Source organism: Polyangium sp. y55x31 (assembly GCF_029946505.1).
Classification (GTDB): Bacteria; Myxococcota_A; Polyangia; order Polyangiales; family Polyangiaceae; genus Polyangium.
In genome coordinates, this window is sequence record NZ_JARZHG010000005.1 from 224,105 (window position 1) to 249,266 (window position 25,162).

Genomic DNA, 25,162 nt, shown 5'->3' on the forward strand with positions numbered 1-25,162 from the left:
CATAGCAAGGCTCGCGGCGCCTGGACAGGCGCGGCGGCGCGTTTATTCCCGAAAGCGGCGCGCGGCGCTCGCTACATCGCCGGGATCACGTTGAGCACCGCGTTTCCGCGAATCTTGCCGTAAAGCTGCCAGATCTCGATCTTGTACGGGCCCGGGGCCGAGGCCGTGAACTCGATCGGCGGCGCGCTCTGGGGCTTGCCCGTGGGCAGATCGCGCAGGACCCGCTCGATGATCACCTTGCCCGAGGGCGATTTGATCCGAACGTTGAACGGCGGATCCGCGTCATCGTCCGAGCGGAAAACGAGCTTGACCAGGTCCCCCACGCGCGCAGGGTCGGTCTTGCAGATCGTCTCGATTTCTCCGACGTTGTCGGTGATGGTCCGGGACACGCCGCTACTCGTTCAGGCCTTTACGCTCTGACACGCCGCCCGCTCCCGAGAGGGAGCGAGCGGCCGACGGGCGACATTGTACGCACGGACAACTCCGGTTCGCGAATTTGGGGCGAACCGGAGTCCGTGTTCAGCGCGCCTCGCGCCGCCACCGCAGCCGCGGCTGCCGCGCCGCGCGGGCTTCGTCGAGCCTACCGACGACGGTGTTGTGGGGCGCACCTTTCACGAGGGCCGGGTCTTCCTGCGCCTCGCGAGCGATGGCCTTCATCGCGTCGACGAACTCGTCGAGCGTCTCCTTCGTCTCGGTCTCGGTCGGCTCGATCATGAGCGCGCCCGGGACGACGAGCGGGAAGTAGATCGTCGGCGCGTGGAAGCCGTAGTCGAGCAGGCGCTTGGCGACGTCGAGCGTCTTGACGCCCGTCGTCTTCTCCAGGTCGACGTCGCTCAGCACGACCTCGTGCATGCACGCCTCCGACACCGGCGCCGCGTACGTGTCCTTCAGCATCGCCCAGAGGTAACGAGCGTTGAGGACCGCGAGCGAGCTCGCCATCTTGAGGCCCTCGCCGCCCATCTCGCGCAGGTACGTGTAGGCGCGGATGAACATGCCGAAGTTGCCGTAGAACGCGCGCAGGCGACCGATCGACTGCGGGCGATCACGATCGAAGGCGAACGTGCCGTCGTCCTTGCGCACGAGCACGGGACCGGGCTGGAAGGGCTCGAGGTGCTTCTTGAAGCAGACCGGGCCCGAGCCGGGGCCGCCGCCGCCGTGCGGCGTGGTGAAGGTCTTGTGCAGGTTGATGTGGATGACGTCGACGCCGATGTCGCCGGGGCGCGCGTGGCCCATGATCGCGTTCGTGTTCGCGCCGTCGCCGTACACGAGGCCGCCCTTGCCGTGCACGATCTCGATGATCTCGGGCAGGTGCTTCTCGTAGACGCCGAGCGTGTTCGGGTTCGTGATCATGAGGCCGCAGACGTCGTCGCTGCCCTCACGCTCGATCGCGGCGAGGACCTCCGCGGGCGTGACGACGCCGCCGGGGTTCTTCTCGATCTTCACCGCGACGAGCCCGTTCAGCGCGCACGAGGCCGGGTTCGTGCCGTGCGCGCTCTCCGGGATGAAGACCTTCTTCGGGCTGCGCCCCTTCGACTCGTGGTAGGCGCGCATCATCATGAGGCCGGTGAGCTCGCCCTGCGCGCCCGCCGAGGGCTGCAGCGAGCAGGCGTCCATGCCGCTCACCGCGCTGAGCATCTGCTGCACGTGCCACATGACCTCGAGCGAGCCCTGCGCGAGCTCGTCCGGCGTCTCCGGGTGCATCTTCGAGAAGCCCGGAATGCGCGCGGCCCACTCGTTGATCTTCGGGTTGTACTTCATCGTGCACGACCCGAGCGGATACAGCTGCGAGTCGATGCAGAAGTTCCACTGCGAGAGGCGCACGAAGTGCCGGAACGCCTCGGGCTCGCTGACCTCGGGCAGGCCCGCGGCCTCTTTGCGTGCGAGCGCGCCGAAGTGCGCAGCCGGATCGACGTCCGGCACGTCGAGCGGGGAGAGCGAGGCGCCCGAGCGCCCCGTCGTGCCCCGCTCGAAAATGGGGGGCTCGCGGAACTTGATTCCTTGCGGTTGAGGTCGTGCCATGTGTCGCCATCTCGCTCGGGCGAGGGAACGTCCCCGAGCCTTGTTTCAGGGGTTCGCCGGTTCTTCGGGCGCGCCCTGTTCCTTGTTTTCCGAATCCCAGTCGCCGCCGCCGATGTCGGAGGCTCCCGTGCCGCCGATCGACGCGAGGTCCGGGTTCACGTTGCGCTGCTTGACCGCGTCCCACGGCTCGCCGACCTCGTCCTTGTCGAAGCCGATCTCGCCGGCGAACGTGTCGTCGACGTTGTCACCCGCGGGGCGCTTGTACTTGAAGTAGCCGCGGCCGCTCTTCGCCGCGTTGGGCCCGACGAGGCCCTGGGTGTACTCGGTCCACTCGAACCTGATGACGTCCCCGGTGGCCTCGCCCTTCAGCTTGCCCCACCGGTCCTTGTGCGGGCGGATCCACTTGCCCTCGACCACGTTGCCGTCCTGGACGAGGTGCAGGTAGCCGTAGAGCTCGCTGAAGTAGACGCCGGTCCAGCTCGCGCCGGAAGGCATGTCACCGGGCTGAAGATCCGCGGCTTTGGCGCCGCCCGAGCCACCTGCGCAGCCCACCGTCGAAAGAGGAGCGCCGACGAGCGCCATCGCCGTCACGACCAACCAGAGCGAACGCTTCCATTTCATGGGGCCGGGAGCCTAGCACAGGCAGGTGCGCCCTCGCGCGAGCCTCGAAACGAGAGCCGAGCGAGGAGCGGGCTCACGTCGATCCGATGATCGAGGGCGAGGACCGGAGCACCGCCGAGCCGGGGCGGGAGCTTGGTAGCGCACCGAGCCGTGGTGAGCCAGGCGTCGAGGCCAAGGTCTCGGGCACGATCGAGGGTCCCAGGGTCGAAGCGGGCGTGGTCGGCCAGGCAGAGGACCGCGCGAGGGTGGATGCGCTCACGATCGAGCGCAGCGAGCAGTCGATCGGGGCGCGCGATGGCCACGAGCAGTCCGACGCGCTGCGAAGCGAGGGATGCGAGGTCGTGACGGCGGCCGGACGCGTCGAGGGCGCCATCGATCGAGGAGGCGAGCGGTACCGCGCTCGCAGGCAGAGCCGGCGAGCGCGCGCCGCCGAGCGCGACGACGTGATCGGCCGCTTCGACGAGCGCGGACGCGGGGGCGCGGAGATCACCGAGCGGAGGGCAGACGCCGGCGCCGAACGGGGAGGCGCCGTCGAGCACGAGGACGGCGTCGTCGAGGCGGCGCGGTGATGCCTGGAGGAGGCCGTCCACGACGAGGAGGGTTTTTCCGGACCGTACCGCAAGCGCGAGCGCGCCTTCGCGTCGCTTCGCCACGAAGACGGGCGCATCCATCGCAGCGAGCGCGCGCGCCGCGCAGAGGGCGTCGTCGCCGACGCGATCGACGGGATCCGCGGGGAAGACGCGGCGCGGGAAAGGCACGCGCGCCTGGTAGCCGTGTCCGATGAGCGCGACGTCGTGACCTGCGAGCGCGAGCGCGCGCGCGAGCTCGATCGCCACCGGCGTCTTGCCCGCGCCGCCGAGGACCGCGCCGCCCACGCCGACGATCCGCGCGCCTTCAGGGAGCGTCACGGGGCGCGCCACGCGGGCGGCGGCGATCGCAGCCCATGCATTCGCGAGCGCGCGACCGGGCAAGGAAGGCTCGATCCCACGCTCGAGGCGTCGCGCGATGCGGGCGCGGAGAGAGTCCATGGCGCTCGCCTCGAACGTAGCGCGCGGCGCGCAGGGCCGCGACGCGGCTCGTTCGATGTCGACGGCGCGCGCGGGATCGCGTAGGGCAAGAGGCCAGGAGGTTCGTCGATGAAGCGTTCGTCCTTCTGGATCGCGGTCTTCGGGCTCTCGGCTCTCGCGTACGTCACGCCCGCGCGCGCAGACGTGGTTGGGCCGCCGCCGGACGAGTGCCCCGCGGGCACCGAGGGCGCGAGCTGCCACGGTGGGCCCTACTGCCGCCCCATCGAGTGCACCTCGGACGCGGAATGCGGGCGCGGCGAGACGTGCAAGGACACGCCGCTTTGTGTCTCCACGATCAACTGTGCCGGCCTCCTGCCGCCCGATGCGAGCCCCACGGACTACGATCGCGCGAAGATCGAAGGCTCCTGCCCGAACGGTAACGAGTGCGCCGCGGACGCGACCTGCAAGACGCAGAAGGTGTGTGTTCCCGCGGCCTCCTCCTCCTCGGCGGACAGCGACGCCGGGTGCGGGTGTCGGCTCGCGCCGTCCGCATCGTTCGAAGCCTCGCTCGGCGCGCTCGCGCTTGGGCTCGGCGTCGCGGCCTTCGCGCGCCGCCGTCAGCGCGCGGGTGCCGCGTCCCGCGCCTCGCGACAGCGCCGCGCATAACCCGAGGCGAGCGCGTCGATGCCCGGCGCGCCGTCGGGATGCGCGCGCAGATAGTCGAGCACGAGCCCCTCGCGCGTCTCCGCCGGCGCCGCCCAGAAATTTCCTTCGAACTCGTACCGTATGCGCGCCGACGCGCCGATCCCGAACGCGCGGCGCAGCTCGAGCTCCAGCGACAACGCCTTCGCCTCTGCGGCGAGCGCGCGCGCCGTGATCTCCTCGCAGTCGTCCTCGCGGCTGCTCGGCTCCACGCGGAGCCCCTCGGCCACGTGCGTGAGCAGGTGCGCGACCCGCGCCGCGGCTTCTTCCGTACCGAGCGCCTCGTCGATCAGCACGGCGCCCGACGTCGTCACGGACGACACGCCGATACGACCGAAGCAGAACGACACCCCGCCCTTCGCGAGCGCGCGGTCTCTCGCGCGCGCCCCCGCGGGCACCTCACCGAGCTTCGCCAGGATGCCCTCGGCCCGCGCCGCATCGGGGCGAAAGGGCGCGGGGCACGTGCTCGCGTGCGGCGCCTCCGACCGGCAACCGAGCGAGATGCATGGAGCAAGAACGAAGAGCGCGAAGAGCACGACTGCAACGCGAACGCTGGCCACGTGTGGCGTGACGCCCTCATGCTTCTTCGGGCGAACCCGCGGGCAAGGTGGGGCTTCGTGAGATCCTGTAAAGAGAATCACCTTGGATCGCTGTCGTCTCCGGTTGCGGTCACCCGCGCTATCAGCCTACCGTAGGCAAGCGGTCGCGCGATGAACGGAAACCTGAAGAAGCTCGTTCACCACACCGAAGAGGCAGTAAGCTTCGGGCTTTCGACCGTCTGCAAGCGGCTCGGCGCCGGCGTGCTCATGCGCGTGAAGGCGCAAGACGTCTTCCGAACGGAGGGCAGCGGTCTCTCGGACGAACTCCTCCAGTTCGTCGCCCGCGCCACGTTCGACTACGTCGCGGTCGATACGGAGCGCATGCCGCTCTTCGTCGTCCAGTTCGACGGCACCTCGCACCCGACCGACGTCGCGAGCGTCAAGCAGCAGCAGGAGAACGAGATCTGCCGCAAGCTGCTCCTGCCGCTCGTGCGGGTACACGCCTTCCACCTCTCGAAGAAGCACCACAGCATCGAGCTCATGACGCTCATGCTGGAGAGCTGGTTCGCCTCGAAGGGCATGCCGAGCGGCGGGGAGAAGTCGCGCTCGTTCCGCAGCGGCGAGATCGATCTCTTCGGCACCGCCGGCCCCGGCTCGACGGCGGCCCTCTCGGCGGGCTCCGCCTCTTCCGCGGCGGAATTTGATCCCACCACGGGCGCGCTCGGCGACGTGCGCAGGAACATCCGCCGCATCTACGAGTCGGGCAAATGCAAGAGCCCCGTCGCGTCGTCCGTGATCGGCGTCGACGCGGCCGGCAACTTCCACGCCGTCGGGTTCGTCCGCGTGACGGACGAGGCCGTGGCGAGCTCGAAGATCGCGGTGCGCAACCAGCTCTTCCCCGCGACGACGAACACGCTCGTCGACGAGATGCTCCTCTACGAGCTTTATCAGGAGCTGCTCGAATGCATCCGCGGCCGCGGCCGGCTCGTCTCGCGCGCCGAGCTCGGCGCCACGATCGCGGCCTTCCGCATGCGTTACAAGGTCAAGGCCGTCCCGCCGAGCATGCCGCCCGGCTCGTTCTGAGCCTCGCCGGTTTTCTCGCCCGGCTGGGTTTTTCCTTTCGCAACGGCTTTCCTCCCGTCGCTCACGCGTCTCGGGTACCCTCGGCGTGTCCGAGGTGGCCATGCATTCCCGAGCTCCTGCCTTTTTTGCCTTTGCCGCGGTTCTCCTCGTGGGTTCGAGCGCGTTCGCGCACGCCGTGCTGATGAACCCGCAACCCCTCACGAACGACGACAACGCGAAGAGCGGCCCGTGCGGCTGTTATTTCGGCGCGGGCCCCGAGGATCCCGCCGAAGACAGCTCTGCCTCGGCGTGCCCGGCCGGCTACAAGATCACCGACCTCATGGTCGGGCAGCCGCTCCAGGTCACGTGGAAGGAGACGGTCAACCACAATGGCAAGTTCCGCGTGGCGCTCTCGACGAAGTCGATCGACACGGTCAAGCGCGCGGACCTCGACGCCGGGGTGATCTACGAGGCCAACGACGCGAACTCGCAGTCGGGCGGGCTCGTGAGCGCGACCATCACCGTCCCGAATACGCCGTGCGAGAACTGCGTGATCCAGCTTCGCCAGTTCATGGAGGGCGCCTCGAAGCCCTACTACTACTCGTGCGCCGCCGTGAACATCGTCGACCCGAACGCGAGCAGCAGCGCGTCGAGCTCGACGGCGGCGTCGTCGTCGAGCTCGTCGGGCGCAGGCGGCGCGGGCGGCGAAGGTGGCGGCGGAGGCGGGATGGGCGGCTCGATCCCGGACGACGTCGGCCCCGGCCCCGCGCCCTTCCAGGAGGACCAGCCGTCCGGGATTTGCAGCGCTTCGCCGTCGGCGCCCGGATCACCCGCCGCGCTAGCGCTCGTCCTCGCAGGCCTCGTGGCCCGCGCGGCGCGCAGCAAGAAGGCGCGGCGGTAGTCGAGGAGGAGATCAGCCGAGCGACGCGCGCGCGGCTTCGACTGTGCGCGTGATGTCCTCGTCGGTGTGCGCCGCCGAGAGGAACGCCGCCTCGTATTGCGACGGCGGCCAGTAAATGCCCCGCGAGAGCATCCCCGCGTGCCAGGTCGCGAAGCGCTTCGTATCGCTCTGCGACGCCTCGGCCCACGACCGCACGGGTTTGTCGTTGAAGAACAGCGTGATCATCGAGCCCACGCGTTGCACCGTGGCCGGCACGCCCGCCTGCGCGGCCGCGTCTTTCAGGCCCGCTTCGAGTGCGGCGCCGAGCCGTTCGAGCTTCTCGTACACCTCGGGCACGAGCCGCTCGATCGTCGCGAGCCCGGCCGCGACCGCGACGGGGTTTCCGCTCAGCGTGCCCGCCTGGTAGACGGGCCCGAGCGGCGCGACCACGTTCATCACGTCCTCGCGGCCTCCGTAGGCCGCGAGCGGCATGCCGCCGCCGATGATCTTGCCGAGCGTCGTGAGATCCGCGCGCAGGCCGTAACGCTCCTGCGCGCCGCCGCGCGCGAGGCGGCAGCCCGTCATCACCTCGTCGAAGATCGAGAGCGCGCCGTGCTTGCGGCAGAGGGCGATGATCGCTTCGAGGAAGCCGGGCTCGGGCGGCACGCAGCCCATGTTGCCGACGACGGGCTCCACGATGACGGCCGCGATCTCGCTGCCGCGGGCTGAAAACAGCGCTTCGAGCGCGGGGATGTCGTTGAAGGCGAGCGTCAGCGTCGTCTTCGCGGTGCCCTCGGGCACGCCGGCCGAATCGGGGACGCCGAACGTCGCGAGGCCGCTGCCTGCTTTGACCAGCAAGTGATCGGCGTGACCGTGGTAGCAGCCCTCGAACTTCACGATGACGTCGCGGCGCGTGAAGCCGCGAGCCACGCGGATCGCGCTCATCGTCGCCTCGGTGCCGGAGGAGACACAGCGGAGCTTCTCGATGCCCGGATACATCGCGCGCACGGCCTCGGCGAAGCGCACTTCGCGGGACGTCGGCGCGCCGAACGAAAGCCCGCCCTCCGCGGCCTCCTGCACGGCGCGGATCACGTCGGGGTGCGCGTGACCGAGCAGCGCCGGGCCCCAGGAGCCCACGTAATCGACGTACGCCGCGCCGTCTTCGCCGTACACGCGCGCGCCCTTGGCGCGGGCGATGAACACGGGGTTTCCGCCGACGGCGCGGAAGGCGCGGACGGGGCTGTTGACGCCGCCGGGGATGACGGCGCGGGCGCGCTCGAAGAGGGCCTGGGAGATGGTGTCGGACATGAGGCGGGTGACTATGCGCGCCTTGGGTCCGGGGGCAAGTCCGAGGTATCCTGCGGGGGGCTTTCTTCGCGCCGCGGCGCATCGCCGCTCGCGTTTTTCCCAGGGGAATCCATGGCGAGAACACCGCTGCTTCGTTCCTTGTCCCGCCTCCTCCAGATCAGCCGGGCCGCGCGCCAGAGCGGCATCCCTGCCGACGAGCTCCTCGCGATGCAGCGCGAGCGCGCGAGCTTGCCGCGCCGACGCTTCCTCGAGATGAGCGCGGCGGCGCTGACCTTGCCGCTCGCGGCGACCGCGTGTGGCGACGACCCTGCGAAACCTCCGGTCGAAGGGGAACCGACGATCGTGATCGTGGGCGGCGGCATCGCCGGCCTGCACTGCGCGTATCGGCTGAAGAAGCTCGGCGTCACGGCGACCGTGTACGAGGCTTCGAAGCGCATCGGCGGCCGCATGTACACCGATCGGATGACGTTCCCGGATGGCCAGCACTGCGAGCTCGGCGGCGAGCTCATCGACACCGGCCACGAGACGATGCACGACCTCGCGGCCGAGCTCGGGATCGATCTGCTCGATTACAACGACGACGACCAGAGCCTCGAGCATCTCGTCGCGCACATCGGAGGCGTGAAGCTCACGGAGGCGGAGATCCTGTCGGGATTCGAGCCCATCGCGACGAAGATCGACGAGGCCCTCGCGACGCTCACGGATCAGGAAGACCTCTTCGTTTATTACAACAAGCCGAACGGCGGCGAGGCGCTCGACAAGCTCTCGCTCTCGGCGTGGCTCGATCAGATCGGCGCGAGCGGGCCGGTGCGTACGCTCCTCGAGGTCGCGTACAACATCGAGTACGGCCTCGAGCCCGACGTGACGAACGTGCTCAACATGATGTTCCTGATCTCGACGGACACCTCGTCCTTCGAGGTCTTCGGCGACAGCGACGAGCTCTTCCACACGAAGGACGGCAACGACACGTTCCCCACGCGCCTCGCCGAGGCGCTGAGCCCCGAGCAGATCGAGCTCGACGCGACGCTCGTCTCGCTCCGCGAGGCGTCGGACGGGCGGTACGTGCTCACGTTCTCGCGCGAGAGCGGCACGTTCGAGGTCACGGCGGATCACGTGGTGCTCGCGCTCCCGTTCACGAAGCTCCGCGAGGTGACGATCGAGGTCGCGTTGCCCGACGTGAAGAAGCGCGCCATCAACGAGCTCGGCTACGGCACGAACGCGAAGCTCATGGTGGGTTTTTCCTCGCGGCCGTGGCGCGACGCCGGTTCGAATGGCGAGACGTTCTCGGACCTCCCGTACCAGTCGACGTGGGAGACGAGCCGCCTGCAGCCGGGCGCGAGCGGCATCCTGACGAATTTCACCGGCGGCGATCCCGGCGTTCAGAGCGGCATGGGCACGCCCGAGGAGCGAGCGGCCGAGTTCCTGGATCAATTCGAACAGGTTTTTCCTGGAACCAAAGCGACCCACAATGGCAAGGTCGCGCGATTCCACTGGCCGACGCACCCGTACACGCTGGGGAGCTACTCCGCCTACAAGGTCGGGCAATACACGACGATCACCGGGTCCGAGTCGGAGCGGGTCAAGAACCTCCATTTCGCCGGGGAACACACGAGCCTCGACGCGCAAGGGTACATGGAGGGCGGCGCGCTCTCGGGCGCGATCGCCGCGGACGAGATCGCGTCGGATCTGGGTATCTCGACGCAAACGCTCTTGCGCGGGCAGGAGGAGCGGCCGCGATCTTTGTGGCTGCCGGGCGACCGCATCCTCTCGCGGGCGCGCGCGGCGCGAACGCATCGGCGCTGGAAGGCGGCCTTGCGGCGGGCCCGCTGATTCGTTTCCTCACCCACCCCCGCACCGCGCCACCGCGGACAGCATCTTGAGCAGCGTCGTTCCTTCCCGCACGAGCGCCGGCACGTCCCGCAGCGTCGTCCCGGGATCCGCCTTGTGCGTGTGCCCGTAAAGCCCCGTCACGTGAATGCCCTGACAAACGCCTTCGGGCAGGCGTTTGGCCAGGGCGAACGCCTGCTCGTACGGGATCACGTCGTCGTCCGCGCCGTGGATGAAATGCACCGGGCAGCGGATGTCCTGTAAAAACGGGCCTGGATCGAGCCACGCGAACGCGTCGCCCGATCGACCGAGCGCCGCCTCGACGAGCGCCTTCGTGTCGCCCGTGGCCCCCGTCGCGGCGAAGAACAAGGGCCGCTCCGCGGGCGCGAGCTCGTCCGCGACGGACCGCGCAATGGCTTGCCATTTCCCGTCGACCTTCATCTCGGGCCGCCCCCACGTCGCCTCCACGTATTTTCGCAGCGCGGCGACGAGCGGCGCCGGATCCTCGGGTTTGTCGTCGAGCCACGGCAGGAGGTTCATGAACACGACCGGGCGGTTCAGTGGGTCGTGCGCCGCGCCCGGGCGACCGTGGATGCAGAATCGCAACGTGTCCCCGAAATCGGCATACCCGCCGAATACGATCAAGGAGCCCACCTCGGAGGCCAGGCCCGACCGCGAAGCGAGCCACAGCGATGGCAGCGACCCGAACGAAATGGAGAAGACGCCCGGCCGACCCGGCGGCCGACCCGGGAGCGCGAGCAATGCCGAGAATGCGCGCGACATGTCGTCGAAGATGCGTTCACCGAGCACGAGCGAGGTGAAATCGGGCAGCCGCGGCGCGAGCACCGTGAGGCCCGCGGCCGCGAGGATCCGCGCGAAGCGATCCATCCGCGCGTCGAGCGGGCCGAGGTAATGCAGCCCCGGCACGAGCAGGAGCGAGCCCACGGGCGCGCGCCTCTGCGATCGGTAGACGAAGGCCGAAAACGCTCGATCCTCGGCGCGGCGACCTTCGATCAAAAGCTCCTCGCGGCTCACGTCACGCGGCATCACCTGCCCGTCCGTCCAGGGGCCGAGCCATCGCCCTAGCTCGATCATCGTCCGCAGGTCCACGAGGGGCCGCACGCGCGACATATTTCTCCTTTCGCGAGCCCTCGCCCGCGACGCCCACGACGATAACCTCGGTCGCGCCCCCTGGAAAACGCGTGTGCCACTTCGTGATGTAATGTGTTTGGCATCACGATCTCGGGGTTTGCGAGAAATTTGTCGCGATGCAGCAATCGGGTTGGATCTTGCTCACGCCGTCGGAAAGAAGCCCAGCGGAGGGAGGTTTTGCTACCCTCGGGGGGCCATGGCCGGGAACCGAGACGCGGACATCGCCGTCCTCGCGACGGGCGCCATCTTTCATGGCGCCTACGAGGTCGTGCGCTGCATCAAGGCCGGCGGCATGGGCGCAGTGTACGAGGTCTTGCAGAAGAACACCGAGCGACGCCGCGCGTTGAAGGTGATGCTGCCAAGCCTCGTGAGCGACCCCGAGATGCGGGCCCGCTTCGAGCTCGAAGCCAAGGTCGCGGCCGGGATCGAGAGCGAGCACATCGTCGAGACGCTCGATGCCGGCGTGGACGAAGCGACCGGCATGCCGTTCATCGTGATGGAACTCCTCAAGGGCGAGGAGATCGGCGCCCTCTTGAAGGTGCGCAAGCGCCTGCCGCTCGAGGAGGTCGTCACGCTGCTCCACCAGGCCGCGCTCGCCCTCGATCGCACGCACGCCGCCGGCATCATCCACCGCGATCTCAAGCCGGAAAACCTGTTCCTGACGCGCAGGGACGATGGCTCGCCGCGCCTCAAGATCCTGGATTTCGGCGTGGCGAAAATCGTGGCCGACGGAACGGCGAGCTCGAACACGACAAAAAGCGTCGGTTCGCCCCTCTACATGGCCCCCGAGCAGATCGCCGGCGACGCGATCGGGCCGCACGTCGACCGGTACTCGCTCGCCCACATCGCGTTCACGATGCTCGTGGGCAAACCGTACTGGGCGCGCGAGCGCAAGTCTGCCCAAGGGCTTTATCCGTATCTGATGCTGGTCGCGCGGGGCGCGCAGGTGCCGGCGAGCGAGCGCGCGAAGGAGCTCGGCGTGAGCCTACCCGCAGCGTTCGACGCCTGGTTTTCCCGGGCGACCGCGCTCGATACGAGCGCGCGCTTCGACAGCTCGGTGGCCATGATCGCGGCGCTGGCCGAAACGTTCGAGGTCAAACCCCCCGCGACCATTGCCCCGCCGCCCGGCACACGCGCGGTATTGCCTTCGATCGTGCTCGAACCGGCGCGCGAGCTGCCGCTCTCGCAGCCGCCGCCCGCCGACGGCGTGATCACCGCGACCGCGCCGCCCGTTCCCCCGCACGTCGCGGCCATCGAGGCGAGCGGGCCGTCCCCGTTGCCTTCGTCGCAGGAGCCGCCGGAGTCGACCTCGCCCGGCGATCCATCGGCGCCCGCGCTCACGCGATCGAGCGGCGAGCCGCTCAGCTCTCCGGCCGAGCCGAGGAGCAAGCGGCGTTCGTCGGTCTCGCCCGTCCTCGCGCTCCTGCTGCTCGTCGTGGGCGTGGGATCGGTCGGCGCAGCGCTCGCGATCTGGCCCAAAGGCGGGCCCCTCACGACCTTGTCCACGGCGGCGGCGCCGAAGCCCACGTCCGCGCCGACGGCCTCGTCCCCCGCGCCCGCGGCCGTCGTGCCGGCGGCGCTCGCGAGCGCCGAGCCGACGACGCTCCCGGAGCCTGCGACGTCCGCGTCGGCCGCGCCCGCGCCGGAGCCCGCGGCCTCGTCTTCGGCGGCCACGCCTTCCGCATCGGCCGCGCCCACGTCCTCGGACAAACCCGTCTCTCCGCTCCCCTCGACCAGCGGGTGGAACCGCGGCAAGCCCGCGGGCACCGGCACGTCGAAGACCCCACCCAAGGGGAAAAATCCGCTCGATGAATATTGAACGTCCGACCTCGGCGGCGCGAAAACGAGCGCTCGCCGTCTCCGCGCTTTTGATCGTCTCGGCGTGTCCCGGGCGCACGCTCGGTCAGGACCAACCGCGGGATCCCGCGGCGGCCGAGGCGCTCTACCTGAGCGGCCGCAAGCTCGTGAACGACGGCAACTGGCACGAGGGCTGCGCGAAGTTCCAGGCGAGCATGGAGCTGAACCCCGCGGCGAGCACGCTGATCAACATCGCGAATTGCCGCGAGCACGAGGGCAAACTGACGCAGGCGCTCGTCGACTACCGCCGCGCGCTGCAGCTCAACCAGGACACGCTCGGCGAGGAGCGCAAGAAGCAGCTCGAACAGGTGGCGAAGGACGGGATCGCCAAGATCGAGCCGCGCCTCGCGCACGTCGAGCTCGTGGTGACCACGCGGCCCGAGGGGCTCGAGGTCGCGCGCGACGGGATCCGCCTGCCACTCGCGGCGCTCGGCGAGACGATCCCGCTCGACCCGGGCAAACACACGTTCGAGGCGAGCGCGCCGGGGCACGAGAAGATCGAAAAAAACCTGGAGCTCGCGGAGGGCCAGAAGGCGACGGTGGAGCTCGCGCTCGTGCCCGCGTCGGCGGCCCCAAAGAAGCCGCCGCCGCCCTTGGACAAACCCAAGCCGCCGCCGGCCTCGGGCGGCGTGCCGGCCTGGGCGTACGTCGCAGGCGGGCTCGGGCTCGCGGCGGTCGGCGCGGGCGTGTACTTCCGCTTCGATCAGATGGCGGCGGAGGAGCGGATCCAGACGAACTGTCCGGGCACGCCGCCCGTTTGTGATCCAACGAAAGAGTACCGGCCCGACGAGGACAACGCGCGCAAGGACCGGAGTTTTTACCTGTTCGTGGGCCTGACCGCGGCCGGCGCGGCGGGCATCGGCGCGGCGGTGTTCGGCATCGCGCGCGGGCTCTCGCAGAAGAAACCGCAGGCGCAGAGCCTGCACGTCGTGCCGTACGTCGGGCGCGGCCATGGCGGGCTCGTGCTCCAGGGAGCGTTCTGACGATGGCGAAACGGCACTATCGAGGGCTCTCGCTCGCGCTCCTCGGCGTCGCGCTCTGCGGCTGCCCGATCGACGACGCGCAGGTCGGCGAGGCGAGCTCGTCGAGCAGCGGCAGCGGCGGGATGGCGGCGTCGTCGAGCTCGGGCAGCGGCGGCGCGGGCGGGGTCGGCGGCGGAAGCGGCGGAGCGGGTGGTGTCGGCGGCGGAAGCGGCGGCGCAGGTGGTGTCGGCGGCGTCGGCGGAAGCGGCGGTGCAGGTGGTGTCGGCGGCGCAGGCGGGAGCGGCGGCATGGGCGGCGGTTGTCCCGTGGAACCCGGTTTGCCCGGGAGCTGCGACGCGCCCGGTTGCCCCGCGTGTCCGGCGCTCGTGATGTTCGCGACCGGCCTGCAAGGCGGCATCACGAAGCGGTTCCAGACGAAGGACGGCTGGACGATGGAGACGGCCGTGAGCGAGAAGAGCGCCGATGCGCCGGCGTTCGTGATCCTGCCCGGCCAGAAGGCGGGCGTCGCGCTCCTGCGCAGCAGCGAAGGCGCGACGAAGGATCGCATCCGCGCCTCGACCTGGACCGAGGCGGGCGGCTTCGGCCTCGTGACGAACGTGGGGGCGGACGTGACGACGCGCGCCACGCCCGGGATCGCGGCGTCGAGCGCATCCGCGCACATCGTCTACCAGGACCTGAACAACAACCGCTACTGGTACGCTGCGTACACGCCGGGCAGCGGGTTCTCCCCGACGAACGAAGAGGTCAAGGTCGGGGCCAGCACGTACAGCCTGGGAGATGGGGCCGCGGCGATCACGGTGCTCGGCATGGATCCGGTGATCGCGAACGACGGGTGGAACGATCCGAACCTGTACACGCAGCGTCGTGCGGCAGGCGTGTGGGAAGCGGCGACGCCGCACGGCGCGGGCGACGCGGTCGACGACAGCACGCCTGCGATCGCGGCGCTCACGTCGGCGCAAGGCCCGGAGCTCGTGCTCGTCTTTTCGCGCGCGTCGGACAAGCAGCTCTCGTTCCTCACGCGCAAGGGCGGCACGTGGAGCACGGTGCCGGTCGAGATCACCGGTGCGAAGTCGACGGATCCCGCGCTGCTCGCGTTGCCCCAGGGAGGCGCGCTGCTCGTGTTCCGCGAGGTCGCGACGGGGAACCTGCGGTGGTCACGCTTCGACGGCGCGGCCTTCTCGCCGGTGGAGGACGTCGGATCCAAGGCCCTCGGCAGGCCCGCGCTCGCGCTCGGCGCAGGGGACGCGGAGGCCGAGCTCGTCTACGTGGACACGACGGGCAAGGCGGAGCACGCGCGCTTGCAGAACGGCGCGTTCACCACGCCCGTGCTCGTCGGTGGGACGAACCTCGTCGGCGTGGCGATCGCGACGAACCTTTGAGCTGAAAGTGTGGGGGAGGGGAGGGGGATGCAGAGCGCATCCCCCTTTCGGGCGTGTACCGTTCAGGGGACGAACGGATCGCAGTCGACGAACACGACGTCGTTCTTGCTGCGCGGCATGAGCTTGAAGTTGTTGAACGAGTAGCCGTGGACCCCGGTGATCGAGGTGAACTTCGATCCCACCGCGCACGTGTTGTTCAGGCCCATGTTCAGCGCCGCGTCCGTGATCTGATCGTCGACGCGGAGGTTGCCGGTGACGCTGAACTCGTCGTAGTCGCTCGGCGCGTCCGCGTTCACGACCGTGATCGCCACGTTCACCACGCGCACGAGCATCGACTCGTAGCCCTCGGCGGACATGCCGTTCGTCGCGATGGTCACGGGCTCGGCGACGTCGATCGGGCCGAACGGCAGCGTCGTGCCCGGATCGTCGACGGTCGTGATCGCGCCCGTGATCTCGCCGAGGCCGAAGTACTCCTCGTACTTGCCCGTGACGCTGACGCGGTTGCCGACCTGGACCTGCGGCGCCGTGCTGCCCGTGAAGACGAAGATGCCGCTGAAGGGCTTGAGCGACGTGTCCTGCACGTAGAAGCCGCGGCTGTTGCCCGTGTTCGGGCGGATGGCCGTGACGTAGACGTCCTTGATCGCGACGGTCGAGCCCGCGGCCGGGTGCTCGGGGTGCGCCGGGTTTCGGATCACCTCGATGAGCGTGGGCTTGGGCGGGCAGATCGGCGTGCCGAAGTTCGGCTCGGCGCACGGATCGCAGACGTCGCCATGGCCGTCCGCGTCGGCGTCGGCCTGATCCGCGTTCGCCGCCTCGGGGCAGTTGTCGCCGCCGTTCGGCACGCCGTCGGCGTCGATGTCGTTCGCGTCGAGCGTGGTGCAAGCGTCGTTCGCGTCCAGGGGGCACGCGTCGCAGACGTCGCCGATCTTGTCGCCGTCGATGTCGGCCTGCGCGCCCTGATCGAGCGGCCGGATCGGGTTGAAGATCTTGGGGCAGTTGTCGGCGTCGTTCTTGATGCCGTCGCCGTCGTCGTCCTCGGCCGTGATGCCGTTCGTGTACTCCGTGCGCCAGGGGACGCAGCTCGGCTCGAGGTTCGGCGCCTGGTCGTTGCAGAAGAAGAGCGGGTAGAACGCCTCGCCGGCCGTGCGGATCTGGTTCAGCGTGATGCCGTTCAGGTCCTTCGCGACGCACGCGCGCTTGTCCCTCCCGCAGACGGGCAAGGCCTCGCACTCCGCGCCCCCGACGCCCGGATCGGCGACGAGCGCGTCGTCGCCGTAGAGCACCTTGCCGCCGCGCATGACGAGCACGACGTCCTCGACGCCGGCGCCGATGACGGCGCGGTGATCCTTGCGCACCTTGCCGTCGAAGATCGTGACATCCGCGACGTAGCCCGGCTTGAGCATGCCCACGATGTCACCCGCGCCCGCGGCGAGCGCGGCGTTCGTCGTGACCATGCGCCAGAGCTCCTGGTCGGAGAAATGGCCGTCGTAGTAGAGCGTGTTGAGCTCGTCGGCACAGCGCAGCTCGCGCAGGAGGTTCATCGAGCCCGAGGCCACCCAGTCGGTGCCGAGCGCGATCGGCACGCCGAGCGTGTCGAGCAAGGTGACGCTCGCGGTGTTGCCGTAGAGATCGACGTTCGAGCGCGGCGACCAGACGACGGTGCTGAAGTCCTTGCGCATCTCGGCGAAGTCGTCGGCGCGGAAGCCGATGGCGTGCACGATGGACGTCTGCGGCTGGACGATGTCGTTCGTGCCCGAGATCTGGCAGGTGATCTCGTTGTGCGCGGCGAGATCGATGCCCTCGCTGATGTGCGGCACGTACGCTTCCAGATCGGCGATCGACGCGGCGGACGTGGGCGAGGGATATCCGCAGCCCGACTCGAGCATGAGGCCGCCGCTGTCGCCGAGCGGGAACGTGTCGGAGTCCGCGGGCGGGATCGGGAGGCCTTCACTCCGGCCCTGCACGTCGAGGTTGCGGAGCAGGCCCGCCTGACCGCCGGCGCCGAGCGTCGAGGTCGCGCCGCTCATCACGAAGCGCAGCTCCGCGAAGCGAACGACGTCGCCGCTCGCGCCGCCGGCCACCGAGATCTTCGGCAGCCCCGGCGCGCCCTTCCGCCACTGATGGCGGTGCGTGTAGCGGATGCCGTCGTGGGTCTTCGGCGGGTTGTTTGCGAAGCCGATGTGATCGTGCGCGTTGATGAGCCCGGGCGAGATGACGCCGTCGGCGCACTCGATGATCGTGGGATCGGCCGCGGCGGGCGAGGCGCTGCAATCGCAGTCGACGCAGGCGATGCTGCCCGTCTTGTCGAGCGCGACCTCGCCGCGGTGGAACGTCTGATCGGGCGCGAGCACGGTGCCGCGAAGGATCGTGCCCGAGGTCCCCTGCTTCACGACCGCGCACGTGCCCTCGGCCGGCGGCGTGAGCGCATCGCCCGGACACTCGATCACGGCGCCGCTCGGCGCGCCTCCACCGCCGCCCGCGCCGCCTTGGCCTCCTTGACCGCCAGCGCCGCCCTGCCCACCGACGCCGCCCTCGCCTGCCGTGCCGCCCTGGCCTCCTTGCCCGCCGACGCCGCCCTCGCCTGCCGTGCCGCCCGTGCTGCTGCTGCTCGTCGTGTTCGAACTGGTGGGTTCGTCGCTGCATCCTGCAGCGATCGCGGCGAGCGGTAGCGTCAGGGCAAGCGTGCAAAGGAAGATCGAGGGGCGGGTGAAGCGCGGCGGTCTCATGCTCGCATCTTACGCGAAGACGACCGGGCAGGCTGCACGTCCGAGCGTCCCGACGAACGGCGTCACGTGTTCTTCACGCCGGATCGACGCGGCCGTCGTGGGCGTCCCGGTGACCATCGCTCCACTATCGACGCGCCGCGCCGCGCGCGCTAAGCACCTCGGCGGAGAGCGTGCATGAAGATCTTCATCGACTCGGGTGACATCGCGGAGATCAAAGAGGCGCAGGCGATGGGCGTCATCGACGGCGTGACGACCAACCCCTCGCTCCTCTCGAAGGCGGGCAAGCCTACGAAGGCGGCCATCGCGGAGATCTGCGAGGTGGTCGACGGTCCCATCTCGGCCGAGGTCGTCGGCGTCGAGGCCCAGGAGATTTTGCGTGAAGGGCGGGAGCTCGCGAAGATTCACAAGAACGTGGTCGTGAAGGTTCCTCTCATCGACGAGGGCCTGAAGGCGGTCCGGATCTTCGCGGCCGAGGGGATCAAGACGAACGTGACGCTCTGCTTCTCCGCGTCGCAGGCGCTGCTCGCCGCGAAGGCGGGCGCGACGTACATCTCGCCGTTCGTCGGTCGGATCGACGACATCTCCGGCGAGGGCATGGACCTCATCCAGCAGATCGTGCAGATCTACCGGAACTACGAGTTCAAGACCGAGGTCCTCACCGCGAGCGTGCGCCACCCCGTGCATTTCGTGCAGGCGGCGCTGATCGGCGCGCACGTGGCGACGCTGCCGCTCAAGGTGATCAAGCAGCTCCTCAAGCATCCGCTCACGGACATCGGGCTCGCGCAGTTCCTCGCGGACGCGAAGAAGATCCCGCAGTCGTAGCCGTGGCGACGAACAAGAAGGGCAAACCCGCCCCGCCCGCGCCTCTGCCGAACGTGGTGGAGGTCGCGACGCGGGGTGGTCCGTTCGAAGGCGCCTCGCCTGCCGTGCTTCGCCGCCGCGCCGGCAAGATGCTCGATCACCTGGGGCTTTCGGGGGTCGAGCTCAGCATCGCGCTCGTCGACGACGCGACGATCCACGAGCTGAATCGTTCGTACCGGCACAAGGACAAACCCACGGACGTCCTTTCCTTCCCGCTGCACGAGCGTCCGCGCGGGTGGAAGCCGAAGGGCGCGAAGGGCGCGGAGATCGGCGCGGGATGGCCGCATGTGGGGCCCCTCGGCGACGTGATCCTGTCGATTGACACGGCGCGGCGACAGGCCGCGGAGCAAGACCGTCCGCTGCTCGCCGAGCTCACGATGCTCCTTGCGCACGGCCTTTTGCACCTCGTCGGGTACGACCACCGGACGGATGCCGAGGACCGTGAGATGACGGCACGGACGCGGGAGCTCGAGGCGGCGGCGAGCACGCGGACAACCGTCGCCCCCCGGTGACGTTCGCGAGATTTTGCCTTGCGAGGCCACTCTTCGCCTGTTAAACGGTCGCCCGCTCGCGTCCAGGACGTGCTCGGACAGAGCCATTTCATGCGGTCGTCACCGATATCGGGCGGCGATCCAAGAGGAGGGCAGGATGCCTCTTAGCAAGCTGACGAAAGCCCAGATCACGGCCGCTCTCGCCGAGAGCACCGGCCTCGACAAGAAGGCCGTGGGTGGCGTCCTCGACGCGCTCTCGGCGCTCGTGGCCAAGCAACTCGGATCGGATGGTCCGGGCGAAATCACGATCCCGGGGCTCGTCAAGCTCAAGGCGAAGGCGACGCCCGCCACCGCCGATCGGCAGGGTGTCAATCCGTTCACGAAGGAGCCCATGACCATCAAGGGCAAGCCCGCGAGCCGCAAGGTCCGCGCGACGCCGGTCAAGGGCCTCAAGGATCAGGTGGGCGCGTAACCGAATCTTCGGTCTACGTTTCCGCTTCACCGGAACCGGCGTGGGCTTCACCGCTCGCGCCGGTTTCGTTTTTCGAACCCGGCTTGCGACGTGATCGCCAAACGAACGCGGTGATCGCAACCACGAACCCGAAGGCGAGCGGCTTGTCCCCGAAACGACCGTAGATCGTGAGGGATCCGTCGCGCAGCGTGGGCGTCGCGACGAGCGTGGAGGGGGACGTGGAGGCATCACGCGCGACGACGACACCACGCGCGTCGATCCACGAGAGCACGCCGAGGTTCACGGAGCGCACGAGATCCAGGCGATGCTCGATCGCGCGCATGGCCGCGAGCCGCGCGTGGAGCTCGGGCTCCGCGGTGCCGACGAACCAGGCGTCGTTCGTGACGTTCACGAGCAAGTTCGGCCGGAGCGCGCGTGTGATCCGGAGGCCGACGCCCGGGAGCGTGTCCTCGTAGCAGTTGAGCACGCCCATGCGCACGGGGTCGTTCGCGTGGGGAAGCACGAGCGCCGTCGGCTCGGTGCCGGGCACGAGGCCGCCGCTCGCCTGGAAGATGCGACGCAGCCAAGGGATGTAAGCGCCGAGCGGGACGGTCTCGCCGAACCAGAGCAATTCGAGCTTGTCGTACGAGGGCTGGAGCGAGCCGTCGGGAAGGACGAGGGTCGCAGAGTTGCGGCTGTTCGTCTCGACGATGCCGGGGCTCGTGGCCTTCGGCGGCTCGAGCATGATGAGCCCGAAGAGGATCGGCCCGCGCGCGCCGTCGCCGTGAATCGCGCGTGGCCCGCGCGGCGCCTGCGTCGTGCCGTGCATGAGCGGGTACGGGTAGGCCGCCTCTGGCCAGACCGTGAGGTCGACGCCGCTCGCCTCGGCGTCCTTCGTGAGGCGCCGCAAATCACGCAGGATCCCCGTGTGGTTTTTCGGATCCCAGCGCTCCTTCGGTCCGACGGCCTGGTTGAGGAGCGCGACGCGGATCGTGCGCGCCACCGAGGGTTGCGTTGCGAGAAAGCGGATGCGGAGCGCGCCGTACATCGCGAGCAGCGCGGGGATGGCGGCGGCGATGGCGAGCGGGCGCGTGGTCTTCGCGCCGAAGCGCTCCTTCATCGACGTCGCTTCCGCGGAGAACATCGCCTGGAGAGCGCGCGCGAGGAAGGCCGCGGAGACGGCGAAGATCACGGACACGCCGCGCTCGCCGACGATGTCCGCGAGCTGCACGAGCGAAGGCCACGGGCTCACGAGGCCGGCCGGCGTCCACGCGAAGACCGAGGGAAGCGAGACCGCGACGAACACGCCGATGGCAAACGCGAGGACGAACGGCGCACGAGCGCGGCGATGGACGAGGTGCGTCGCAGCCGCGCCGATCGCCCAGATGAGCGATTGCCCCGCGGCGAGCAGGACGAGCGCGAGGTACGCAGCCGCCGAACCGAGCGGCGTGAAGCGCTGGACCACGCTCGGCACGAAGCGCAGGCCCACGATGCCCGCGGCCGTCGCCCACGCTGCGCCGCGGCCGAACGCGTGCCACGCCGTCGGCGCGTCCTCGAGGGACCACGCGAAGAGCGCGAGGCCGAGGAACACCGCGGGGTACAGGTCGGTCGGAGGGGAGGTGAGGGCGAAGAGGATCCCCCCGGCGATGGCCAGGAGGAGGGCCTTGTGGCGCCGCAGTCGTTGCATGGTGGGGGAGTCGGCCCGGCGATGGGCAATGAGAGAGGGCCGGGCCGCGTGGAGAGGATCTAGCAGCGGCGGGGGCCGCGCGCCGGGAGGCCGGCGCGCGCCGTCACCACCAGAAGGTCAGGCCGCCGCGGAAGAGGCCGCCGCCGGAGGTGTTCGTCGTGCGACCCGAGCTCGAATCGATGAACTCGGCCGGGCCCGTCTCGGCGTTGTCGTCCGTCCGCTTGCGGATGAACGCGAGCGCGTCGATGTTGAGCGCGAGCCTGCGCGAGACGCGGAACTCGAGGCCGATGCCACCCTGCCCGCCGAAGTAGCTGTACTCGGCGGAGAAGTTGTTGCCATCGGGGTTCGGCGACAAACGCGGGTCCGCGTTTTCCGACTGCACGGTCGCGCTCGACCAGTGCACGCCACCGGTCAGGTAAAACTGCGCGCGGCTGCGCGGGTTCACGTAGAGAAGGCCGCTCAACGAGAACGGGGTCTCGACGCGATCGAAGCCGTTGTAGTCAGTCCCGCCGATGATGTCGAACGAGCCCTCGACGGCAAACGCGGGCACGGGGCGATATCGCAGGCCGAGCCCGAAGCCGCCCATCCCGGCGTCGGGATGCGGGCCTTGTCCGTTGTCGTGACGCTCGGAACCGCCGATCGAGAGGCCCTGCAGGCGCAGGTTGAGGCCCCACTCGGGCTGCCAGCGGCGCTTCGCGGGCGCCACGATCGGCGTGCGCAGGCGCGCGGGCGCGGTCATCACGCGAGCCGGCGGCGGAGGCGGCGGGGGCGGCGTCACGCGGACCGCCGGATGGTGCCGACGAACCACGTGCGTCCGGGCACCCGGCGCGACGATGATGATCTGCGTCTGCGCCGGCTGCTGCTGCACGATCTGCGGCTGCTGCGGCGCGGGTTGATAAATGACGACCGGCGGTTGGGAACGACGAACGTGGGGCGCGGGCCGCGCGGGCGGCGGCGGAAGCGCCTCCTCTTCTTCTTCGACCACCTCGACGGCGGGCGGCGGAGGCGGAAGCGTGTCGGCTTCAGGCGGAGGCTGCGCGGGAGCTTGCGCCTCATCCGCGCAGAACCACGAGCCCGGCGGGCAGTCCGCCAACGCGACAGCGGGATGGCTCAGTGCAGCGGCAGCCACGATCAAAGCAGGGGTCAAGCGGCGCATGGGACGACTCCTCGTTTGTGCTTGCAGCCTAGCAACCGGAGTGCCATCGGCCAGCACGCTCAGAGAGACGGTTCACGCGAGATCTCGGTGCACTCGCGTGCATCGTCCGCCACGGCGGGCTGTGATGAAAGGTTCACACGGTGGCCAAGCGACTGCCTACAGAGAACAATACCCCAGCCCGTCGCCCATCGGTACGCCTTCCGAGGGGGGCGGCTTTTGTTTTATCTGACCGGACACGCACCCCCGGAGCGGCACGCCCATGAATGCGCGCGCGAGATCCGCCAATGCCCCCGACCCGAGTCCTCCCCGCCCCGAGGGGCGTAGGTCAGGGTCCCCCATTCCCATCGTCACCCTCAAGCCGGGCCACGTGAGGCCCGTCTGGACCGGACACCCCTGGGTCTTCGCGCAGGCCATCGCCCGCATCGAGGGCGGCGCCCTGCCCGGCGACGAGGTCAAGGTGGTCGATCCCCACGGCGCGACCCTGGGTCACGGCCTCTACACCCCCCGTTCGGCCATTCCGGTCCGCATTTACACCCGCGACGACTCGCCCGTCGACGGCGCGCTCTTCCGCCGCCGCATCGAACGCGCGATCCAGCACCGGCGTGATCTCGGCCTGCCGAATCACATCGCGGGGCACGAGACCACGGCCTATCGGCTGATCCACGCCGAGGGGGACGGGCTGCCCGGGCTCGTCGTCGACATCCTCGGGGACGTGGCCGTGGTGCAGATCGGCACGATCGGCGTGAAGCGGCGCGAGGGGATCGTGTTCGACGCGATCACCGAGATGCTCTCGCCGCGCGCGATCGTGGACCGGACCTCGGTCGAGCTCGCGAAGAAGGAGGGCTTCGAGGCGTCTGCCGGCGTGGTCCGCGGGGACGCGAGCGTCGACAGGTTCTCGTTCCTGGAGCGCGGGCTTTCGTACGAGATCCCGCTCGCGCTCGGGCAAAAGACGGGCTTTTACCTGGATCAACGAGCGCTTCGGGCGCGGGTCGAGCAGCTCGCGCACGGGCGGCGCGTGCTCGATGCGTTCTCCTTCGTGGGGACGTTCGCGATGGCGGCCGCGCGGGGAGGGGCGAAGGAGGTCGTCGCGGTCGACGAGAGCGCGCTCGCCATCGAGGTCGGCGCGGAGTGTGCGCGGAAGAATGGGCTGCTCGGGCGGATCCACTTCCAGCGCGACGACGCGCGTCAGGCGCTTTCGCGGGCCTCGGCGGAGGGCGGCTTCGACATCGTGCTCTGTGATCCGCCGAAGCTCTCGCCCACGCGCGGCGCGAAAGAAGGCGCGCTCGGCGTGTACAAGGCGCTCGCCTCCGCGGGCTGTCGGGCCACGAAGGCGGGCGGGATCCTCGTGCTCAGCTCGTGCTCGAGCGCGGTCTCGATTGACGACCTCACGCGCGCGCTCGCCCTCGGGGCGCGCGAGGCGCGCATGCACGCGGTCATCTTCGATCGGCACTTCCAGGGCGCGGATCACCCGGTGAGCGCGGCGTTCCCGGAGGGGCTCTATCTGAAGAGCGTGATCGCGCGGCTCGAGGCGTTGTGACGTCCGCGTCGTCCCCGGCCGCGCCGCTCGCGCTCGCCTCCATGAAAGCCGACGAGGCGCGCGGGCTCGCGGGGCTCGTCTTCGATCTCGACGACACGCTTCTCGATCACGGCGAGCTCACGGAGGTCGCGTATACGTCGCTCTTCCGGCTGCGGGAGGCGGGGCTGCGGCTCGTCGCGTGCACGGGGCGGCCCGGGGGATGGGCCGAGGTGCTCGTGCGGCAGTGGCCGCTGGATGCAGCGATCGCCGAGAACGGCGCGGTGGCCTTCGTGAAGGAGCGACGCCCGGCAGGCGCGCCTCGCGTGCGCTTCGTGTTCCCGGAGGATCGCGCGGCGGCGGGATCGAGGTGCGCAGAGCTCCGGGCCCTCGCGGAGGAGCTTTGCCGTCGATTTCCGACCGTGGCGCTCGCCGACGACAACCACGCTCGCTTCACGGACGTGACCCTCGACATCGGCGAGCACTGCCGCGCGTCCGTCGAGGACGTCGCGGCCATGCGCGCGGAGGCAACGAGGCGCGGCGTTCACACGCTCGCGTCGAGCGTGCACCTGCACCTCTCCTTTGATCCGGCCGACAAGGCCACGGGCACGCTCCGCCTCCTCGAAGCGGCGTTCGGGGAGGAGCCTACCCGTGCGCGACGGACCCACGCGTTCGTGGGCGACAGCGGCAACGACGCGGCGGCCTTCGCGGCGTTCACGACCACGATCGGCGTGGCGAACGTGCGCGCCTACTTGCCTACGTTGCCCGTTCCGCCGAAGTATGTGACCCAGGCTGCCATGGGACGGGGGTTCGCGGAGCTCGCGACAACCCTCGTGGATCTCCGCGTTCATCCCGGTTGAAGGCGGGACGTTGACGCATCAATGTGAAGTTTGTCACGCGATCCGGGGGATGGAACGTGGGATGGACCAGCAACGGAGCAC

22 protein-coding genes are annotated in these 25,162 nt (G+C 69.7%); 12 read left to right on the forward strand and 10 right to left on the reverse strand.

Going from position 1 to position 25,162, the window contains the following annotated elements:
• Positions 1-71: 71 nt before the first annotated feature.
• The 4 genes from QHF84_RS12420 to QHF84_RS12435 all read right to left on the reverse strand — a co-directional run bounded on the left by QHF84_RS12420 (position 72) and on the right by QHF84_RS12435 (position 3,668).
• Positions 72-389, reverse strand: coding sequence for a hypothetical protein (locus QHF84_RS12420; protein WP_281313466.1), 318 nt, complete (start codon positions 387-389; stop codon positions 72-74).
• Between the two features lie 130 nt (positions 390-519).
• Complete coding sequence (gene gcvPB / locus QHF84_RS12425) at positions 520-2,019, reverse strand: aminomethyl-transferring glycine dehydrogenase subunit GcvPB (protein WP_281313467.1); 1,500 nt, start codon at positions 2,017-2,019, stop codon at positions 520-522.
• A 45-nt stretch (positions 2,020-2,064) separates the two neighbouring features.
• Positions 2,065-2,640, reverse strand: coding sequence for a hypothetical protein (locus tag QHF84_RS12430; RefSeq protein WP_281313468.1), 576 nt, complete (start codon positions 2,638-2,640; stop codon positions 2,065-2,067).
• A complete protein-coding gene (locus QHF84_RS12435) occupies positions 2,637-3,668 on the reverse strand; it encodes a tetraacyldisaccharide 4'-kinase (RefSeq protein ID WP_281313469.1) in 1,032 nt (343 codons plus the stop codon). The genes QHF84_RS12430 and QHF84_RS12435 overlap by 4 nt, the downstream gene beginning before the upstream one ends.
• Positions 3,669-3,776: 108 nt before the next feature.
• On the opposite strand from QHF84_RS12435, the gene QHF84_RS12440 reads away from it, so the two are divergent.
• Positions 3,777-4,313 (forward strand): hypothetical protein, encoded by a 537-nt coding sequence (locus QHF84_RS12440; RefSeq protein WP_281313470.1) that lies wholly within the window; start codon positions 3,777-3,779, stop codon positions 4,311-4,313.
• Here the strand turns inward: QHF84_RS12440 and QHF84_RS12445 are convergent.
• Positions 4,265-4,909 carry a hypothetical protein gene (locus tag QHF84_RS12445; protein WP_281313471.1) on the reverse strand — a complete coding sequence of 215 codons (645 nt, stop codon included), beginning with the start codon at positions 4,907-4,909 and terminating at the stop codon, positions 4,265-4,267. The two genes, QHF84_RS12440 and QHF84_RS12445, sit on opposite strands and share 49 nt — an antisense overlap.
• Positions 4,910-5,059: 150 nt before the next feature.
• On the opposite strand from QHF84_RS12445, the gene QHF84_RS12450 reads away from it, so the two are divergent.
• Together QHF84_RS12450 and QHF84_RS12455 are read left to right on the forward strand one after the other, a co-directional pair.
• Entirely contained in the window at positions 5,060-5,971 is a 912-nt protein-coding gene (locus QHF84_RS12450) for a DUF2726 domain-containing protein (protein ID WP_281313472.1), read from the forward strand.
• Positions 5,972-6,071: 100 nt separating this feature from the next.
• Positions 6,072-6,851 carry an SCE4755 family polysaccharide monooxygenase-like protein gene (locus tag QHF84_RS12455; protein ID WP_281313473.1) on the forward strand — a complete coding sequence of 260 codons (780 nt, stop codon included), beginning with the start codon at positions 6,072-6,074 and terminating at the stop codon, positions 6,849-6,851.
• 12 nt (positions 6,852-6,863) lie between these two features.
• On the opposite strand, the gene hemL is transcribed toward QHF84_RS12455, so the two are convergent.
• Complete coding sequence (gene hemL / locus QHF84_RS12460) at positions 6,864-8,138, reverse strand: glutamate-1-semialdehyde 2,1-aminomutase (protein WP_281313474.1); 1,275 nt, start codon at positions 8,136-8,138, stop codon at positions 6,864-6,866.
• A 138-nt stretch (positions 8,139-8,276) separates the two neighbouring features.
• Here hemL and QHF84_RS12465 point away from each other — a divergent pair, with 138 nt between their 5' ends.
• On the forward strand, positions 8,277-9,968 hold the full coding sequence (locus tag QHF84_RS12465; protein ID WP_281313475.1) for an NAD(P)/FAD-dependent oxidoreductase: 1,692 nt from the start codon (positions 8,277-8,279) through the stop codon (positions 9,966-9,968).
• 9 nt (positions 9,969-9,977) lie between these two features.
• On the opposite strand, the gene QHF84_RS12470 is transcribed toward QHF84_RS12465, so the two are convergent.
• A complete protein-coding gene (locus QHF84_RS12470; protein WP_281313476.1) occupies positions 9,978-11,087 on the reverse strand; it encodes an alpha/beta hydrolase in 1,110 nt (369 codons plus the stop codon).
• A 226-nt stretch (positions 11,088-11,313) separates the two neighbouring features.
• Between QHF84_RS12470 and QHF84_RS12475 the strand changes: the two genes are divergently transcribed.
• Genes QHF84_RS12475 through QHF84_RS12485 form a run of 3 tightly spaced genes read left to right on the forward strand, consistent with a single transcriptional unit; the run spans position 11,314 to position 15,336 of the window.
• Positions 11,314-12,936 carry a serine/threonine protein kinase gene (locus QHF84_RS12475; RefSeq protein ID WP_281313477.1) on the forward strand — a complete coding sequence of 541 codons (1,623 nt, stop codon included), beginning with the start codon at positions 11,314-11,316 and terminating at the stop codon, positions 12,934-12,936.
• Positions 12,926-13,957: a hypothetical protein gene (locus tag QHF84_RS12480; protein WP_281313478.1), complete on the forward strand. Its 1,032-nt coding sequence runs from the start codon at positions 12,926-12,928 to the stop codon at positions 13,955-13,957. Before QHF84_RS12475 ends, QHF84_RS12480 begins: the two co-directional genes overlap by 11 nt.
• A 2-nt stretch (positions 13,958-13,959) precedes the next feature.
• Complete coding sequence (locus QHF84_RS12485) at positions 13,960-15,336, forward strand: hypothetical protein (RefSeq protein ID WP_281313479.1); 1,377 nt, start codon at positions 13,960-13,962, stop codon at positions 15,334-15,336.
• A gap of 62 nt (positions 15,337-15,398) precedes the next feature.
• On the opposite strand, the gene QHF84_RS12490 is transcribed toward QHF84_RS12485, so the two are convergent.
• Positions 15,399-18,062, reverse strand: coding sequence for a thrombospondin type 3 repeat-containing protein (locus QHF84_RS12490; RefSeq protein WP_281313480.1), 2,664 nt, complete (start codon positions 18,060-18,062; stop codon positions 15,399-15,401).
• A 174-nt stretch (positions 18,063-18,236) separates the two neighbouring features.
• Between QHF84_RS12490 and fsa the strand changes: the two genes are divergently transcribed.
• From fsa to QHF84_RS12505, 3 genes are all read left to right on the forward strand, one after another.
• Positions 18,237-18,884: a fructose-6-phosphate aldolase gene (fsa, locus tag QHF84_RS12495; protein WP_281313481.1), complete on the forward strand. Its 648-nt coding sequence runs from the start codon at positions 18,237-18,239 to the stop codon at positions 18,882-18,884.
• Positions 18,885-18,886: 2 nt separating this feature from the next.
• Complete coding sequence (gene ybeY, locus QHF84_RS12500; protein WP_281313482.1) at positions 18,887-19,435, forward strand: rRNA maturation RNase YbeY; 549 nt, start codon at positions 18,887-18,889, stop codon at positions 19,433-19,435.
• Between the two features lie 136 nt (positions 19,436-19,571).
• A complete protein-coding gene (locus QHF84_RS12505; RefSeq protein ID WP_153822102.1) occupies positions 19,572-19,886 on the forward strand; it encodes an HU family DNA-binding protein in 315 nt (104 codons plus the stop codon).
• Positions 19,887-19,899: 13 nt separating this feature from the next.
• Here the strand turns inward: QHF84_RS12505 and lnt are convergent, their stop codons facing one another.
• The gene (gene lnt, locus QHF84_RS12510; protein ID WP_281313483.1) at positions 19,900-21,552 is read right to left on the reverse strand and encodes an apolipoprotein N-acyltransferase; all 1,653 of its coding nucleotides are present in this window, start codon (positions 21,550-21,552) and stop codon (positions 19,900-19,902) included.
• A 103-nt stretch (positions 21,553-21,655) separates the two neighbouring features.
• Entirely contained in the window at positions 21,656-22,708 is a 1,053-nt protein-coding gene (locus QHF84_RS12515; protein ID WP_281313484.1) for an outer membrane beta-barrel protein, read from the reverse strand.
• Between the two features lie 259 nt (positions 22,709-22,967).
• On the opposite strand from QHF84_RS12515, the gene QHF84_RS12520 reads away from it, so the two are divergent.
• Complete coding sequence (locus tag QHF84_RS12520) at positions 22,968-24,245, forward strand: class I SAM-dependent rRNA methyltransferase (protein WP_281313485.1); 1,278 nt, start codon at positions 22,968-22,970, stop codon at positions 24,243-24,245.
• Positions 24,242-25,081 carry an HAD-IIB family hydrolase gene (locus tag QHF84_RS12525; protein ID WP_281313486.1) on the forward strand — a complete coding sequence of 280 codons (840 nt, stop codon included), beginning with the start codon at positions 24,242-24,244 and terminating at the stop codon, positions 25,079-25,081. Before QHF84_RS12520 ends, QHF84_RS12525 begins: the two co-directional genes overlap by 4 nt.
• Positions 25,082-25,162: the final 81 nt, after the last annotated feature.